This is a genomic window from Burkholderia sp. IDO3 (genome assembly GCF_003366075.1).
GTDB classification, from domain to species: Bacteria; Pseudomonadota; Gammaproteobacteria; order Burkholderiales; family Burkholderiaceae; genus Burkholderia; species Burkholderia anthina.
The window spans coordinates 1,007,804-1,024,559 of the sequence record NZ_CP028962.1 but is presented as its reverse complement, the minus strand read 5'-3'; the positions used below and the strand labels follow the sequence as shown (position 1 = coordinate 1,024,559).

Sequence of the window (16,756 nt, the reverse complement as noted above, 5' to 3'; positions counted from 1 at the left end):
ACAGGCGAAAGGATAGTGGAAACCCGGCCGCGATGCGCGCATGCTCGTCACTGCTCGGCGTGCGGCAGGCGCCGGAATACGACGCTCAGGTTGTTGGCCGGCATCTCGACGACCTCGATGCAATCGAGCCCGCGGTCGAGGCCGAGCGCAACGACGGTCTCGAGATCGCGCACGCCCCACGACGGATCGCGGCTGCGCAACTGCAGGTCGAATGCTTCGTTCGACGGCGCCGTGTGCCGGCCTTCGCGGCGATACGGGCCGTACAGGAACAGCACGCCGCCCGGGCGCAGCACGCGCGACGCGCCGGCGAACAGCGCGTCGGTGCACGCCCACGGCGAGATGTGGATCATGTTGATGCAGACGATCGCATCGAGCGCCGCGGCCGGCCACGCTGCGTCGCGCACGTCGAACGCGAGCGGCTCGGCCAGGTTCGCGAGGCCGGCATGCGCGACCCACGCGGCGATCGAGCGGCGCGCGTGCGCGTCGGGGTCGCTCGGCTGCCAGCGCAGCGCCGGCAATGCCTGCGCGAAATGGACCGCATGCTGCCCCGTGCCGCTCGCGATCTCGAGCACGTTGCCGCTCGCCGGCAGCACGCGGCGCAGCACGTCGAGGATCGGTTCGCGGTTGCGCTCGGCCGCCGGCGCCGACAACCTCACGGACGGATCGGGTGCATCCGGCGGCAACGTCGGCCCGCTCACGATGCACGCTCCGGTGCGGTATCGCCGACGCCCATCCGCGCCGTCAGCGCATCGAGCGCGGGCGCGCAGCGCGCCTCGACCTTCAGCGTCAGCATCGGATCGGCGCGCGTGTGGCCGAGGTTCAGCGCGGCGACGGGCTTGTCCTGCGCCTGCGCCCACACGCAGAAGCGGTAGCCCGAATACACCATCAGCGACGAACCGACGACGAGCAGCGCATCGGCCGCGTCGAGCGCCTGCGACGCCAGCGCCACGCGTTCGCGCGGCACGTTCTCGCCGAAGAACACGACCGCCGGCTTCAGCAGCCCGCCGCATGCGGGACAGGCCGGAATGCGGAACGTGTCGAGCGCGGCCCATTCGAGGTGCGCGTCGCCGTCGGCGGCCGGCTCCGCCTGCGCGCCCAGCAATTCGGGGTTATCCGTTTCGAGTACGGTCTGGATCGTCGCGCGCGCATGATGCGCACCGCAATCGAGGCATGTCACGCCGTTGATCCCGCCGTGCAGTTCGATCACGTCGCCGCTGCCCGCGCGCTGATGCAACCCGTCGACGTTCTGCGTCACGAGCCGCTCGATCCGGCCGGCACCGCCGAGCCGCGCGAGCGCGACGTGCGAGCGGTTCGGCTGCGCGCGGCCGACCACCGGCCAGCCGATCATGCTGCGCGCCCAGTAGCGTCGGCGCGCCGCATCGGAGCCGAGGAATTCGTGGAGCTGAATCGGCGGCGAGCGCATCCATTGACCGTTGCGGTCGCGATAGCCGGGAATGCCGGAATCCGTGCTGATGCCGGCGCCGGTCAACACGAGCAGCCGCGGATGGCGCTCGACGAACGTGTGCAGCGCATCGAGCGCAGCCGGCTCGATGCCGGCGGATGAAGGGTCGTGCAAGGCGGTATCGTTCATGTCGGCGGTGCGTGATCGGGGTGCCGGCAGGCCGTGCGCCCGCACGGGCGGCCAGCGCGCCAGCACATGATACAGAACGCCGTGCGATCCGGCCGGCGGCCGGCACGGCGAGCCGGCATATCAAAAAAGACGCCCATCGACCTCATGGCGATGGGCGCTTCAACAATTGATCCATCGGGGTAGTGGATCAACTGACAGCACAATGTCGTCGCATCCGCCGCGGTGCGGCCGGCGGACCTTTCCCCTGAATGACGTGTTCGGTTCTATGTTTTCGGTTGCCCGATGTCGCGCGGATCGCCGCCATGCGGCGCGTGCGACGCATGGATGCATGCGGCGCGCTCGCGTCTTGCGCGTCGAAGTATCGATCGGAGGTCATGCTCGCCCATCAGCGTGCACCAGCGGTTCATCCCCGACGGCCGACTGGCACCTGTCGGCCTCGTGCGTCACGCCTGCACGTCGTCGTCCAGAACGAACCTGATTCGATCAGATGGAACGGAAAGCCGTGTGCTCATGTCGCCACGATCAGCGGCGAAGCGAATCCACGGGCAGGTCGGCGATTCATGTTTGCAACACGATGCGTTGCGATTCGGTGTGTTTTCATTCTCTTGTCCCCGTCTTCTATGCGTCCGACCCACTGAAGCGATTGCCGGACCGACTCCGCCGGCGATCGCGCTCACGGCTCATACGGATATGCAAGGAGCGCACCATGCTTCGCGGCACAAGGCCGCGCGGGCAGGTGAAATGGCCCCACCGGCAATCGGGCCGCGATGAATACACGCGAACGTTTCGAAAGTGAAACGATGGGGAAAAGGCCCGCACGATCGACCTTGGCACGCAACGTTTGCCGCGGCGGCGGTGTTACAGGAATGGGACGGGATGCGGCGTCGAGAGGATCCGTGCGACGCTGACGATCTTCTTACAGTCGATCGTGTAACGGCAGTCGATCGCGTGACCAGGACGCCCGATCACCGATAGGCTTCGAGCGCCTTCACACGGCGTTCGGTTTCGTCGACGACGCAACTGTCGTGCTCGACGAGCCCGAGCGTGCCGCCTGCATCGGGCTGCCGCGACTCCGCGCAGCGGGCATCGCGTGCCTTGAGCCAGCGGCGCTCGTCGTTGCGCAACCTCAGCTTGCCCGCCTCGTCGAGACTCGCCATCTTCGTCTTGTAGACGGCGTTCAGCCGCTTGTCGGCCGCGTCGTATTTCAGTCCGAGGCAATTGCGGATGTCGGCCGTGACGCCCGACTCTTCGGCGGTCTTGCAGATATCGGCGCGCGGCGCTTCGTCCGCGACAGCGCCGCATGCCGCCACGGACAGCACCGCGCTCGCCGCGAGGCCGGCCATCGTCTGCTGAAGTGCGTTCATTCTGATCATTGCCTGATGACGGAACGCGCCGATTATGCCGGAACCGCCGATGCGTTCGATTGCCGGCCGGCGCGCGCCGCAAGCCGCGCGCAAACACGTTAGCATGCGGGCACGGCACGACTCGCGTGGCGAGCCTGCCTCCCCGACTTCAAGGATTGGACATGCCTTTGCCCGCCCCCGACCGCGCCGGCGTCGCGCACCGCGTCTTCTCCGCCGAGCGGCTGTCGATCGGCCTGACGCTGCCGCTGCTTCGCGGCGGCAACACCGTCGCGGATTTCAACGAGCAGCTCGAACTGGCCGCGCTTGCCGATACGCTCGGCTTTCGCGCACTGTGGATTCGCGACGTGCCGCTGAACAGCGCCGACTATCCCGATCCGGTCGGACATCTCGATCCATGGGTGCTGCTCGGCGCGCTCGCGTCGCGCACGCGCCGGATCGTGCTCGCCAGCGGCGCGATCGTGCTGCCGCTGCGTCATCCGCTGCATGTCGCGAAAGGCGCGCTGTCGGTCGCGACGCTGTCCGGTTCGCGCTTCATCCTCGGGCTCGGCTCCGGCGACCGGCCGCCTGAATACGCGGCGTTCGGCGTGGATGCGCAAACGCGACGCGACCGGTATCGCCGGCACTGGGACATCATCGCGGCCGCGCTCGGCGTGCCGTCGCGCGTGCTGCCCGACGACGCGCCGCCCGACGCACCGGAATTCACGCTGCTGCCGCGCGGCGACGACGCGGTGCCGATGCTCGCGGTCGGCTCCGGCGGACAGAGCGTCGACTGGATCGCGCGCAACTCGATCGGCTGGATGACGTATCACCGCGATCCGGACACGCAGCGCGCCCGCCATTCGATGTGGCGCGCGGCCGTCGACCGGCTCCCGCAACCGGCATTTCGCGCATTCGGCGTATCGATGCGGCTCGACCTCGCGGCGCACCGCGATACGCCGGCCACCGCGCTGCCGCTCGGTTATGCGACCGGACGGCATGCGTTGATCGACATCCTGCGCGACATGCGCGCGGCCGGCACGCATCACGTCACGCTGAACCCCGGTTCGGACCGGCCCGTCCGCGAGATCATCGAGGAAGTCGCCGAGCACGTGTTGCCGATCTTCCATGACGATCGCGGATAATTCATCAGGAATTCGAATCAGTTTCATGCTGACGAAGCTACCGGCGGCACGCCAGCCATCGACGGCGAGCACATTTCGTTCCCGTCTCAAGCGCCATCGAGACCATCGTGTCATGTGCCGCGATCGCGCACGAACGCGATTTCCGAATCGCGGGCCGCAAGCATTCGCGGCCAGACAATTTCCCGCACGATGCACATCTTCCGGCAAGCCACACACGCCCACCGTGCCTGTCGCATGCCCGATTCAAGTATTCATCGACGGAACTATTCGGTTCCGATCGCGATCATGTTAACTTCCGCCCATCGTCCAGACCGGCGGGCCGCGTGTCAAAGCGCGCCCGCATGCCTACTCATGCGACATTTCCTGCTCGGCTGGCTGCTCGCCGCCGTCGTATCGGCCGCTCATGCGGCCGCCCCCGCTCCGGCCGCCGCATCGGCCGCCTCCGGCGCCACGCCCGCGCTGACGCCGCAACAGGCGCAGCAAGCGCTTTCCGTGCTGCAAAACCCGCGCGAACGCGAACAGGTCGAGACGACCTTGCGTGCGATCGCGGCCGTCGGCGTGTTGAGCGCGCCGGCGGTTCCCGCGAGCAGCGCGGCCGCGGCCAGCGCCGCGTCGACGGCGGCAGCGCCCACCACGCTCACGACGAACGGGCTCGCGTCGATGGTCGTCCGGCAGGGATCGCACTGGGCAGCGGAAATCGGCGGCGCGCTGAACGAATCGCTGCACTCGCTGCTCGATGTCGGCTCGGTCGGAAGCTGGTGGCACGAACGGCTGGTCCGCGCCGACGAGCGTGCGGACCTCACGCACGCGATCTTGATCATCCTCGCCGTGCTCATGCCCGCGCTCGTCGTCGAATGGTTCGCGAAGCGGCTGCTGCGGCGCGCGCTGGCCGCACTGAGCGCGCGTCGCGCGGAAGCGTCGCGACGGACCGAGGCCGGGCCATCCGGGGCCGAGCCGCCCGGGCCCGACGACGACACGGTGTCGGCGGCGGCCTCGGCCGACTCCGCCGCGAAGACCGACGACACCGATACACCCGATGCGTCGTCGCAAGGCCGCGGCCACGCGCGCCGCCACACGACCCTGCTGCGCCGGATGCCGCGCGCGCTGGTCAGCCTCGCGTTGCGGGTCGTGCCGCTGCTGGTGTTCGTCGGCGCTGCGAGCCTGACGATGTCGGCCCTCGACGCCGCCGGCACGCCGATCGAAAGCGCACTCGAATCGCTGATCGACATCTACGTGATCTGCCGCCTCGTGACGATCGTCAGCCGGCTGTTCTTCCAGCCCGATGCGCGGCAGCTGCGACTGCTGCACATCAGCGACGCGTGGGCCGCGTTCGCGCAACGCTCGATCGCGCGGATCGCGATCGTCGTCGGCGCCTGCACGGCCGCGGTCGAGATCGCCGCGAACTTCGGCCTCAGCGATGCCGGCCACGTCGCGCTGCTGAAGGCCATCGCACTCGTCGGCCACCTGATGGTCTCGGCGCTGATCCTGCAGTGCCGCCAGCCGGTCGCCGCGCGCATTCGCGCGGCCTGCGAGGACCGCCCGACCTTCGCGATGATCGGCAATGCGCTCGCCGACGCCTGGGCGCCCGCCTCGGTATTCGTCGTGATGGCGCTGTGGTTCGTGTGGGCGCTCGACGTCCACAACGGCTATCGCGTGCTGATCACGCTCGGCGGCCGCTCGATCGCCGTGATGATCGGCATGCGGATCGTGTCGATCGTCGTGTTCGGCGCGCTCGCGCGGCTGTTCCAGCACCGCGACGACGATCGCACGCTCGTCCATCTTCACGCCTATCGCTACTACCCGCTGCTGCGCCAGATCGTGTCGGCGGTGATCGCGGTCGTGACCGTCGTGCTGCTACTGCAGATCTGGGGCGTGCCGATCTTCCACGCATTCGAAAGCGGCACGATCGGCCATCGGCTCGCGTCGGCGCTGATAACGATCGCGATCGCGGCCGTCGTCGCGCTGATCGTGTGGGAAGCCGCGAACATCGCGATCGAGCGGCGCCTGCAGCAGTGGACCCGCGAAGGCAATCTCGTGCGGGCCGCGCGGCTGCGCACGCTGCTGCCGATGCTGCGTTCGCTGCTGTTCATCATGATCGCGCTCGTCGTCGTGCTGACGGGCCTCAGCGAAATCGGCGTGAACATCGGTCCGCTGCTCGCCGGCGCGAGCATCTTCGGCGTCGCGCTCGGCTTCGGCTCGCAGAAGCTCGTGCAGGATTTCATCACCGGAATCTTCCTGCTGATGGAAAACGCGATGCAGGTGGGCGACTGGGTCACGCTCGCGGGCGTGTCCGGCACGGTCGAATACCTGTCGATCCGCACGGTGCGGCTGCGCGCGGGCGACGGGTCGCTGTACACGATCCCGTTCAGCTCGGTGACGACCGTCAACAACACGAATCGCGGGCTCGGCAACGCCGCCGTGAAGGTCAGCATCGCGTACGGCCAGGACATCGATCGCGCGATCGCGACGTTGAAGGAAATCGGCGCCGCGCTGCGCGAGGACCCGAATTACAAGGACGGCATCCTGTCGGACTTCAGCTACTGGGGCATCGACCAGGTCGACGGCGCGACGATCGCGCTGGCGGGGCAAGTGCAGTGCAAGGACTCGGCGCGCTGGGGCGTGCAGCGCGAATTCAACCGGCGGATCGCGGTGATGTTCGCCGAGCGCGGGATCCGGATCGCGAATCCGCAACGTAGTCTCGTCGCGTATGAGCAGGGTTCGCGGCCTGCCGCGCCCGGGAACGGCGATGGCCATGAACACGGCGACCACGCCACCGGCACGCCGGCCGCCGAACCGCCGCCGCCCGCGGCACCGGCGCGCAAGCCGGACTGATCGTGCCGATGCCGGCGGCGTTGTCGCCTGCCGACGACTGACCGCCGCGCTCAGCGCCCGGCGGTTTTCTTCGCGCGCGGGGCGCGCTTCGATGCGATTGCCGGCACGGCCGGCTTCGCGCCGACGGCCTGTTCGCCGCCCGCCACGCCGCGCTGTGCATGCCAGTGTTCGAGCAGCACACGCGTCTGATCGGCAATGGTCGCCATCAGCAGCGCGCCGCCTTCCCCGTCGAAACTGTCCCAGTCGAGCAGTTGCAGCGTCGAGCGCGGCACGAGATGGAATACCGTCAACTGCCCGAACAGGCTCATCGCACGCAGCCGCGTGACGGGATCGTCGGCCGCCCGCCCGGAGATCCGGCCGATCAGCTCGGCGCTCACGTCGTTGAGCGGCTTGCGCACACGCTTCATCAGGATTTCCGTCGCGCTCGCCGGCTCCTGCCCGACCTGCTCGCGCGCGAAGAACATCCGCTGCCCCAGCGTCTTCGGCACCGTGAACATCCGGTCGGCCAGCATACGAAGGATGCCGATGAACGCGTCGATCAGCGCGTCGACGTCCGCATCCGCGTCCAGCACCGCCCGCGCATGTTCGACCGCCGGGCCCAGCACGCTCCAGCCGAGTTCGGCCATCGCGTCGACACACGCGCGGTAGACGCCTTCCTTGTTCTCGAAGTAGTACTGCAGCGCCGGTGCATTGACGCCGGCCTTCGCAGCGATGTCGCGCGTCGATGCACCGGCGAACCCGTATTCGCCAAACAGCTCGATCGCCGCCTCGATGATCCGCTGGCGCGTCTCGTCGCCGCGCGCGTAGCCGGCCGCCGACGTGCGCCGCAGCTTCTTCGCTTCGTTCATGCCTTCCTCGTCATTCGATCGACCGACATTCTACTTGACACAATTCTAGCAACTGGAATAATTCTTCCGATCGGAATAAATTGGATGTCCCGCATGTCGACGCCGCAAGACCCGTCATCGAAAGCAAATCGTCAGGAACCCGCATCATCGCCGCGCAACGGCGGCTCGAAGCGGCGCATCCTGATCGCCGTCGTCGTGCTCGCGGCGATCGGCGGCGCCGTGTGGCTCGGCCGCTGGTGGACGGTCGGCCGCTTCATCGAAAGCACCGACGACGCGTATCTGCAGGCCGACAACATGACGGCCGCACCGAAGGTCGCGGGCTACGTGACCGACGTCTACGTGCGCGACAACCAGACGGTCAAGGCCGGCGATCCGCTCGTACGGCTCGACGTCCGCCAGTACCAGGTCGCGCTCGCGCAATCGACCGCGACCGTCGACGCGCGCCGCGCCGACATCGCGCGCGCGGAAGCCGACATCAGCCAGCAGCGCGCGAACCTCGAACAGGCCGAAGCGCAGGCAAAGGTGTCGCAGATCAACGCCGGGCATGCGCGCGACGAATACGCGCGCTATGCGCCGCTCGCGGCGACCGGCGCCGAAACGCACGAACGCGTCGCCGACCTGAAGAGCACGCGCGACCAGGCCGCCGCGACGCTTGCCGCGAACAACGCGTCCATCGCCGCCGCCCGCACGCAGATCGCGTCGTTTACCGCGCAGCTGCAACAGGCGCGCGCGCAGCTCGAAGCCGCGCAGGCCAGCGCCGCGCAGGCGCAACTCGATCTCGACAACACGATCGTGCGCAGCACGCTCGACGGCCGCGTCGGCGACCGCACGGTGCGCGTCGGCCAGTACGTGCAGCCCGGCACGCGCCTTCTGACCGTCGTGCCGGTGAACGCGCTCTACCTCGTCGCGAACTTCAAGGAAACGCAGATCGGCCGGATGCGCATCGGCCAGCCCGTCGAGCTGCACGTCGACGCGCTGCCGGACGACACGCTCAGCGGCACCGTCGACAGCTTCGCGCCGGGCACGGGCGCGCAGTTCGCGCTGCTGCCGCCCGAGAACGCGACCGGCAACTTCACGAAGATCGTGCAGCGCGTGCCGGTGCGCATCCGCCTCGCCGCGAATGCGCGCGCGCAACGCCTGCTGCTGCCGGGGCTGTCCGTGACCGTCGACGTCGACACGCATTCGGCCGACAACGAGAAGCATCATGGCTGACACCGCCGCCACCCCGCCCGCGCCGCCGCACGAAGGCCGCGCGAGCGTGACCGACTGGATCGCGGTCGCCGCCGGCGCACTCGGCGCGCTGATGGCGACGCTCGACATCTCGATCACGAACTCCGCGCTGCCGCAGATCCAGGGCGAAATCGGCGCGACCGGCACCGAAGGCACGTGGATCTCGACCGGCTACCTGATGTCGGAAATCGTGATGATCCCGCTCGCCGCGTGGCTCACGCGCGTGTTCGGACTCCGCAATTTCCTGCTGACGAACGCCGCGCTGTTCATCGCGTTCTCGATGATGTGCGGCTGGTCGCATTCGCTCGCGATGATGATCGCCGGGCGCATCGGCCAGGGCTTCACGGGTGGCGCGCTGATCCCGACCGCACAAACGATCATCCGCACGCGGCTGCCGCTGTCGCAGTTGCCGGTCGGAATGACGCTGTTCGGCCTGATCGTGCTGCTCGGCCCGCTGTTCGGCCCCGTGCTGGGCGGCTGGCTCGCGGAGAACGTGAGCTGGAGCTGGTGCTTCTTCCTGAACCTGCCGGTGTGCCTGCTGCTGATGGCGCTGCTGGTGTTCGGGCTGCCGTCGGACAAGCCGCAATGGAACACGTTCTTCAATGCCGACTGGCTCGGGATCGCGGGCCTCGCGATCGGGCTGAGCTCGCTGACCGTCGTGCTCGAGGAAGGCCAGCGCGAACGCTGGTTCGAGTCGCAGATGATCGTGACGCTGAGCTACGTGTCGCTCGCCGGGATGATCCTGATCGCGCTGTCGCAGCGCTTCGCGAAGCGGCCGATCATGCGCCTGTCGCTGATGCGCAACCCGCGCTATGCGAGCGTGATCGTGATCGTGTCCGCGGTGGGCGCCGGGCTGTACGGCGTGTCGTACCTGCTGCCGCAGTTCCTCGCGATCGTCGCGGGCTACAACGCGGAACAGGCCGGCTCGATCATGCTGCTGTCGGGCCTGCCCGCGTTTCTGGTGATGCCGATCCTGCCGCGCCTGCTCGGCAAGGTCGACTTCCGCATCCTCGTGATTTCCGGCCTGCTGCTGTTCTGCCTGAGCTGCATGCTCGACATCAGCCTGACCGCGCAGAGCGTCGGCCACGATTTCGTGTGGTCGCAACTGATTCGCGGCGTCGCGCAGATGCTCGCGATGATGCCGTTGAACCAGGCATCGATGGCCGCCGTCGCGCGCGAGGATTCGGGTGACGCGGCCGGGCTCTACAACATGGCGCGCAACCTCGGCGGCTCGATCGGGCTCGCGATCATCGGCACCGTGATCGACCGGCGCACGACCTTCCATGCCGCCGCGCTGCGCGAATCGGTGACGGCCAATTCGCTGATCGGGCAGGCGCGGCTGTCGGACTATGCGGCGAACTGGTTCGCACACACGGGCGACCTCGCGTATTCGAACATGCGCGCGCTCGGCCAGCTCGCGCAGCAGATCCAGGTCCAGGCCGTCGTGATGACCTACTCCGAAACCTTCTACCTGCTGGGCCTCGCGCTGCTTGCGTGCGTGCCGCTCGCGCTGCTGCTGAAAACGCCGCGCGGCCCGCAACCGGTGTCATCCGGCCATTGAACCGTCTTACGCGATGAAGCCCTTCTCCCTGCCCCGCCGCCCCGCGCTCACGCTGTGCGCGGCCGCATGCCTGCTCGCCGGCTGTACCGTCGGCCCCGACTACCACGGCGCGCCCGCTGCGCCCGACGCACCGACCTTCGTGCGCGCGCCGGCATCGGGCGTCGACACCGCCGCGCCCGCGCCGAGCGCGTGGTGGCATGCGCTGCACGATCGCCAGCTCGACGACCTGATTGCCGCCGCGCTCGCGCACAACCCCGATCTGCACGCCGCGCAGGCGCGCTTGCGGGCATCCCGCGCGCAGCTCTCGCAACAGCGCGCGGCCCAGTTGCCGAAGTCGTCGGCCACCGTCGCCGCGATCCGCATGCGCGAGCCGGACGTCAGCGCGCTCGGCTCGCTGCTGCCGTCGGACGGCTCGAACCAGTCGGGCGGCTCGTCCCCGTCGCTTGGCGGCTCCGGTCCGCTGCAACTGTATTCGGCGGGCTTCGACGCGACCTGGGAAATCGACCTGTTCGGCGGCACGCGTCGCGCGGTCGAAGCCGCCTCCACGCAGGCGGAAGCGGTCGATGCCGATCTCGCCGACACGCAGGTGTCGATCGCGGCCGAAGTGGCGACCGCGTATGTCGACCTGCGCGATCAGCAGCAACGGCTCGCGCTGTCGCAGCGCACGGCCGAGCTGCAACAGAAGATGCTCGAACTCACCGAGCAGCGCCGCGCGCGCGGCGTCGCCGCCGATGCGGACATCGAGCGCCTGACGACGCAGGTCGAGAACACGCGCGCGTCGCTGACCCCGCTCGACGCGCAGGTGACGGAGTCGCTCGACCGGCTGGCCATCCTGACCGGCCGTGCGCCCGGCGCGCTCGATGCCGCGCTGTCGGCGCCGGACACGCCGCTGCCGGCGCTACCCGCGAGCGTGCCGGTCGGCGATCCGGCCGCGCTGCTGAAGCAGCGGCCGGACATCCGCGCGGCCGAGCGCCGGCTCGCATCGAGCAATGCGCAGATCGGCGAACACATCGCCGACTATTTCCCGAAAGTGACGCTGCTCGGCGATCTCGGTTTCAGCGCGACGGATCCCGGCCATCTGTTCCGCAAGCAAAACTTCACGTGGATCGGCGCGCCGTACCTGCAATGGAACCTCCTCGACTTCGGACGCACGCGCGGCGCGGTGCGCGCAGCCGAAGCGTCGCGTGACGAAGCGGAAGCGAACTACCAGAAAGCGGTGCTCGGCGCGTTGCAGGACGCGAACACGTCGCTGCAGCGCTACGGACACCAGCGCGAACACGTGGTCGCGCTGACGAAGGTGCAGACGTCGGCTACGCATTCGGCCACGCTGATGGACGAACGCTATCGCGCGGGCGTCGCGTCGATGATCGATCTGCTCGATACGCAACGCGAAGCGCTCGCCGCTCAACAGAACGTGATCGCCGGGCAAGCCGAACTGATCAAGGATTACGTGTCGCTGCAGAAGAGCCTCGGGCTCGGATGGCAGACGAACGCCGGTTGACGCGCGGCAAACCGCCAGCGGCATGCAGCCGCATCGATCCGGCCAATCGAGCCGATTCGAATGATTCCTCGACAACCGCTCGCGCATTACGAATCGATTCGTCAATGATCGAGCGGATCGATCCGCTATTGCATCCGATACCGGATTTGAAAATTACAAATCTCCGCCAATCTTTTCAAAATCATTTCGCTTTATTCCATTTAATTTTGTTTCATATAATCAGAAAAAGTTTGACACCCGACTTTCATTCTTGATACCGTCCGATGCAAGCAATCTGACGAATTGCAAGACACGCAATCGCTTCCGCTCCACGCATTTCGCTTCCGCCGCACCGAAGTTCTCGTCGCCGACCCCATCCTCTTTGCGTCGGTGCATGCAACATCCGATGCATTTCATTGGGCACCTGCCGTCCGGCAGCGAGCCGAAGGATCGAACCAAATGAGCAGGACACCGAAGCTGTTGCTCTAGCCATCCCGCCTGCGTCAAATCCGGCTGCTTCGCCTCGCGGCGCAGCCCTCCCGTTACCGAGCATTCCAGCATTTCGCCCCCGGAGGACGACCGTCTTTCCGGATCGGGCGAAAGGCCCCGTTGCGTCCGCACCATCCGTGCGGGCGCGGCGGATATCGGCGGCGCACGATCGGCGCCGCTGTCGACCGTTGTTGTTCGTGCCGTTCGATGTTCAACCGGAGGGGTAATTCAAATGAATCAGGTTGCAGACAAGAAACAAAAGCACATCCGCATCGTCAAGCTCGCCTTCGCCGCCGCAGCAGCCGCTACGTTCGGCATGACGGCCGTCCATGCCGCACCGGCCGCCGGCTGGACCGAGACGCGCACCAAGGGATTTCTGCCGCTCGTCCAGCAAGGCGAAAGCAGCAGTACCGCCGGCGCGCCGGCGGCAAGCACCGCGGCCGCCGCGGCAGCCGCGACCGAAATGGCGCCCGGTGAAACGGTCGACGTCGTGCTCGGCCTGAACCTGCGCAACGAGGCGCAACTCGACCAGTACCTGCGCGACCTGCATACGCCCGGCTCGCCGCACTACAGGCAGTTCCTCACGCCTGCGCAGTTCGCGGCGCAATACGCGCCGACCGACCAGCAGGTCGCGGCCGTCGTCGCGCACCTGCGCAAGGCCGGCTTCGTCGACATCGTGGTCGCGCCGAACCGCCTGCTCGTCTCCGCGTCCGGCACCGCGGCCACGATCAAGTCCGGGTTCCGCACCACGCTCAAGCGCTTCACGCGCAACGGCCGCAGCGTCTATGCGAACACCGATGCCGCGCAGGTGCCGAACGCGATCGGCGGCGTCGTCGGCGCGGTGCTCGGGCTGCAGAACGTCGAACTGATGCATACCGGCGCGGGCAGCAAGCCGCAAGGCAACACCAGTAACCTGACGATCCCCGCGGGCGCATCCGCGGTGCCGCACAACCCGACCGAGTTCTCGTCGCTCTACGGCGGCGACGGCACGCCGACGGCGTCGCAGACCACGGTCGGCATCATCTCCGAAGGCGATCTGTCGCAGACGGTCAGCGACCTCGATACGTTCGCCGCGAACAACGGTCTCGGCACGATCAGCAGCAGCATCGTGAAGACGGGCCCGTCCGGCAGTTCGTACACCGACACCGACGGCACCGTCGAATGGAATCTCGACAGCCAGTCGATCGTCGGCGCCGCCGGCGGCAGCGTGAAGCAGGTCGTGTTCTACGTGGCGCCGTCGATGACGCTCACGGCCATCACCGCCGCATACAACAAGGCGGTGAGCGACAACGTCGCGAAGGTCATCAACGTGTCGCTCGGCGTGTGCGAATCGTCGGCGAACAGCACCGGCTCGCAGGCAACCGACGACACCATCTTCAAGCAGGCCGTCGCGCAAGGGCAGACCTTCTCCGTATCGGCCGGCGACCACGGCGCATACGAATGCGCGAGCGGCACGCCGTCGCGCTCGACCTACACGGTGAGCGAGCCGGCGACGTCGCCGTACGTGATCGCGGTAGGCGGCACGACGCTGTTCACCAACACGTCGACCAACGCGTACAACAGCGAAGTCGTGTGGAACGATCCGAGCTGGCAGCCGGGCACCGTGTGGTCGACGGGCGGCGGCTACAGCAAGTACGAAGCCGCGCCGTCGTGGCAATCGTCGAGCCTCACCGGATCGACCAAGCGTGCATTGCCGGACGTCGGCTTCGACGCCGACCTGCGCACCGGCGCGATCCTCGTGGTGAACGGCCAGACGTCCAACACGCTGTGGGGGTCCGGCTACCTGAACAACGAAGGCGGCACGAGTCTCGCCGCGCCGATCTTCACGGGCATCTGGGCGCGTCTGCAATCGGCGAACAACAACGCGCTCGGCTTCCCGGCGTCGAGCATCTACAAGTACTTCCCGAGCAACGCGGCGCTGCTGCACGACGTCACGTCCGGCAACAACGGCAGCGGTAGCTACGGTTACAACGCGAAAGCCGGCTGGGACGCGACGACGGGCTTCGGCAGCGTGAACATCTCGAAGCTGAACGCGTTCATCAAGAGCACGTCGGATTTCGCGCGATGACGGCACGATGACCGGTGTTCCGGCCCACGGCCGGAACCGCCCCGCCGATACAGAAAACCCGCGACGGCCTCGCGGGTTTTTTCATTTCAGGCCGGTTCGTTGCTCCTTCATGCTTTCAGACCGCAAGGCACTCACATACTGTTACACAACATGGCGACACCTTCCGCACCCGTCGCGCGTTTATCTGAATATGAATCGATCGCGGAACAACAACCATGCGGACCCGATCTTCCCGTCCGCCTCTTTCTCAGGCCGATGCCCCGGCCCATGCACGGACGGTGCCGACATCGTGCTCGAGCCGGTCGCGTGCCTCGCATCCCCGCTTACGCCTCCACTGCATCGAACGAACGCCATGACCGCTGCCTCCGCACCTCGCCATCCCGTCAGGACGCTGATTGCGTCGTCCCTCATCGTGTCGCTGCTCGGGCTGTCGGCCTGTAACAAGAACGACAGCACGTCCACGCCGTCCGCACCGGCGAGCGATGCCGGCGCCGCGTCCGCGCCGCAGCCCGCGTCGGCACCGGTTGCGTACACGCCGCCGAGCGCCGACCAGCTCTACCAGATGGTCGCGCCGATCGCGCTCTTTCCGGACAAGCTCGTCGCACTCGTGCTCGCGGGCGCCACGTACCCGGACCAGATCGCGGCCGCCAACACCTGGGTCGGGCAGAATCCGTCGTTGAAGGGGCAGGCACTCGCGACCGCCGCCGATACGCAGCCGTGGGATCCGTCCGTCAAGGCGCTGACCGCCTTCCCCGCGGTGCTCGCGCAAATGGCGTCGAACCCGGCATGGACGACCGCGCTCGGCCAGGCGTACTACAACGACCCGACCGACGTGATGAATGCGATCCAGGTGATGCGCCAGCGTGCGCAGGCATCGGGCCATCTGCGCTCGGGCAGCCAGTTGCACGTCACGCAGGTCGCACCGGCCGCGCCGGCCAACTATGCGCCGTCCGCCGACGCACCGGCGGTCTACAGCGGCCCGGCCGTCATCCCGCCGCCGGAGCAGGCCATCGAGATCGAGCCCGCGCAGCCGGACGTCGTCTACGTGCCGTCGTACAACCCGACCGTCGTCTATGGCGAACCGGTGTCGTCCTATCCCGGCTACGTGTACCAGCCGCCCGCCTACACCACCGGCGAAGCCGTGGCGGCCGGCGTGGTCACGTTCGGTATCGGCATTGCCGTGGGCGCCGCGATCTTCGGGCACCACGACTGGGGCTGGCACGCGTGGGGCATGAACTGGGGCGCGCCGCACCGGGGCGGCCCGGACCGGAACGAAGGCTGGCAGCGTCCGGCTGTGGTGTACAACCACACCACGTACGTGACGAAGTCGACCACGGTGGTCAACAACATCACCAACATCCGCAACACGCGCATCACGAACAACAACGGCGGCAACGTCACCAACAACAATACGTTCGAGCGCAACGGCATGCGGCCGGGCGCGGAGCCGCCGCGCGAACAGGCGATGCGACCGTCTCCCGGCGCCGCGCCGATGACGATGCCGCACTTCGGCGCGAATGACGCACGCCCGGGTGCGCGGCCGGCGCCGAATGCGTTCGAGCAGAACCGCGCGAATGCGCCGCATGCCGACGCATCGGGTCGGCAGGCGCCCGGTGGCCCGATGCATGCTCAACAGGCGATGCAACAGGAACGGGAGCAGGCGCAGCAGCGGAACGAAGCGCAGCAACAGCAACGCAATGCGATGCAGCAGCACAACGACGCACGGCAGCAGCAGCAACGCGAGGAGATGCAGCAACACAACGAAGCTCAGCAGCAACAACGCGAGCAAATGCAGCAGCACAACGAGGCTCAGCAGCAACAACGCGAGCAAATGCAGCAGCACAACGCGGCTCAACAGCAGCAACAGCGCGCGGAAATGCAGCAACGCAATGAGGCTCAGCAGCAACAGCAACAACGGGCCGAGATGCAGCAACGCAACGAGGCTCAACAGCAACAGCAGCGCAGGGAGATGCAGCCGCATGCCCAGCCGCAACCGCAGGAACATGCAGCACCGCAGCCACGACAACCCGAGCCTGCTCAGCATCACTCCGAGCAACCGCAACAGCAACACGACCCGCACGAACACCGTCCTGAGTGAACGGTAGCGGCCGCTACATGCGCGCGCGCAGTGTCGTCAGCGCATGTGGCGACGTCTCGTACATCAAGCACGAG

At 67.6% G+C, this 16,756-nt stretch carries 11 protein-coding genes; 7 read left to right on the top strand and 4 right to left on the bottom strand.

The window, feature by feature from the left end:
* Nucleotides 1–47 precede the first annotated feature (47 nt).
* From DCN14_RS04765 to DCN14_RS04750, 3 genes are all read right to left on the bottom strand, one after another.
* Nucleotides 48–698, bottom strand: coding sequence for a DUF938 domain-containing protein (locus tag DCN14_RS04765; RefSeq protein WP_096504041.1), 651 nt, complete (start codon nucleotides 696–698; stop codon nucleotides 48–50).
* Entirely contained in the window at nucleotides 695–1,591 is an 897-nt protein-coding gene (locus DCN14_RS04760) for an NAD-dependent protein deacetylase (protein ID WP_096504043.1), read from the bottom strand. Before DCN14_RS04760 ends, DCN14_RS04765 begins: the two co-directional genes overlap by 4 nt.
* A gap of 965 nt (nucleotides 1,592–2,556) precedes the next feature.
* Entirely contained in the window at nucleotides 2,557–2,955 is a 399-nt protein-coding gene (locus DCN14_RS04750; RefSeq protein WP_162826171.1) for a lysozyme inhibitor LprI family protein, read from the bottom strand.
* Nucleotides 2,956–3,116: 161 nt separating this feature from the next.
* Between DCN14_RS04750 and DCN14_RS04745 the strand changes: the two genes are divergently transcribed.
* Together DCN14_RS04745 and DCN14_RS04740 are read left to right on the top strand one after the other, a co-directional pair.
* Nucleotides 3,117–4,076 (top strand): LLM class oxidoreductase, encoded by a 960-nt coding sequence (locus tag DCN14_RS04745; RefSeq protein WP_096504047.1) that lies wholly within the window; start codon nucleotides 3,117–3,119, stop codon nucleotides 4,074–4,076.
* Nucleotides 4,077–4,427: 351 nt separating this feature from the next.
* On the top strand, nucleotides 4,428–6,908 hold the full coding sequence (locus DCN14_RS04740; protein ID WP_096504049.1) for a mechanosensitive ion channel domain-containing protein: 2,481 nt from the start codon (nucleotides 4,428–4,430) through the stop codon (nucleotides 6,906–6,908).
* 50 nt (nucleotides 6,909–6,958) lie between these two features.
* On the opposite strand, the gene DCN14_RS04735 is transcribed toward DCN14_RS04740, so the two are convergent.
* Entirely contained in the window at nucleotides 6,959–7,756 is a 798-nt protein-coding gene (locus DCN14_RS04735; protein WP_096504051.1) for a CerR family C-terminal domain-containing protein, read from the bottom strand.
* Between the two features lie 93 nt (nucleotides 7,757–7,849).
* Between DCN14_RS04735 and DCN14_RS04730 the strand changes: the two genes are divergently transcribed.
* The 5 genes from DCN14_RS04730 to DCN14_RS04710 all read left to right on the top strand — a co-directional run bounded on the left by DCN14_RS04730 (nucleotide 7,850) and on the right by DCN14_RS04710 (nucleotide 16,682).
* Nucleotides 7,850–8,968, top strand: coding sequence for an HlyD family secretion protein (locus tag DCN14_RS04730; protein ID WP_096504053.1), 1,119 nt, complete (start codon nucleotides 7,850–7,852; stop codon nucleotides 8,966–8,968).
* Nucleotides 8,961–10,547 carry an MDR family MFS transporter gene (locus DCN14_RS04725; protein WP_096504055.1) on the top strand — a complete coding sequence of 529 codons (1,587 nt, stop codon included), beginning with the start codon at nucleotides 8,961–8,963 and terminating at the stop codon, nucleotides 10,545–10,547. Before DCN14_RS04730 ends, DCN14_RS04725 begins: the two co-directional genes overlap by 8 nt.
* Nucleotides 10,548–10,560: 13 nt before the next feature.
* On the top strand, nucleotides 10,561–12,048 hold the full coding sequence (locus DCN14_RS04720) for an efflux transporter outer membrane subunit (RefSeq protein ID WP_096504057.1): 1,488 nt from the start codon (nucleotides 10,561–10,563) through the stop codon (nucleotides 12,046–12,048).
* 700 nt (nucleotides 12,049–12,748) lie between these two features.
* Nucleotides 12,749–14,584, top strand: a complete 1,836-nt coding sequence (locus DCN14_RS04715) for a S53 family peptidase (protein WP_096504059.1) — start codon at nucleotides 12,749–12,751, stop codon at nucleotides 14,582–14,584.
* 352 nt (nucleotides 14,585–14,936) lie between these two features.
* Nucleotides 14,937–16,682, top strand: a complete 1,746-nt coding sequence (locus DCN14_RS04710; protein ID WP_096504061.1) for a DUF3300 domain-containing protein — start codon at nucleotides 14,937–14,939, stop codon at nucleotides 16,680–16,682.
* Nucleotides 16,683–16,756: the final 74 nt, after the last annotated feature.

Excerpts from the sequence above, each read along its gene's own strand:
- DCN14_RS04760 (WP_096504043.1), bottom strand. The coding sequence starts at position 1,591 with ATGAACGATACCGCCTTGCACGACCCTTCATCCGCCGGCATCGAGCCG.
- DCN14_RS04750 (WP_162826171.1), bottom strand. The coding sequence starts at position 2,955 with ATGAACGCACTTCAGCAGACGATGGCCGGCCTCGCGGCGAGCGCGGTG.
- DCN14_RS04745 (WP_096504047.1), top strand. The coding sequence starts at position 3,117 with ATGCCTTTGCCCGCCCCCGACCGCGCCGGCGTCGCGCACCGCGTCTTC.
- DCN14_RS04740 (WP_096504049.1), top strand. The coding sequence starts at position 4,428 with ATGCGACATTTCCTGCTCGGCTGGCTGCTCGCCGCCGTCGTATCGGCC.
- DCN14_RS04735 (WP_096504051.1), bottom strand. The coding sequence starts at position 7,756 with ATGAACGAAGCGAAGAAGCTGCGGCGCACGTCGGCGGCCGGCTACGCG.
- DCN14_RS04730 (WP_096504053.1), top strand. The coding sequence starts at position 7,850 with ATGTCGACGCCGCAAGACCCGTCATCGAAAGCAAATCGTCAGGAACCC.
- DCN14_RS04725 (WP_096504055.1), top strand. The coding sequence starts at position 8,961 with ATGGCTGACACCGCCGCCACCCCGCCCGCGCCGCCGCACGAAGGCCGC.
- DCN14_RS04720 (WP_096504057.1), top strand. The coding sequence starts at position 10,561 with ATGAAGCCCTTCTCCCTGCCCCGCCGCCCCGCGCTCACGCTGTGCGCG.
- DCN14_RS04715 (WP_096504059.1), top strand. The coding sequence starts at position 12,749 with ATGAATCAGGTTGCAGACAAGAAACAAAAGCACATCCGCATCGTCAAG.
- DCN14_RS04710 (WP_096504061.1), top strand. The coding sequence starts at position 14,937 with ATGACCGCTGCCTCCGCACCTCGCCATCCCGTCAGGACGCTGATTGCG.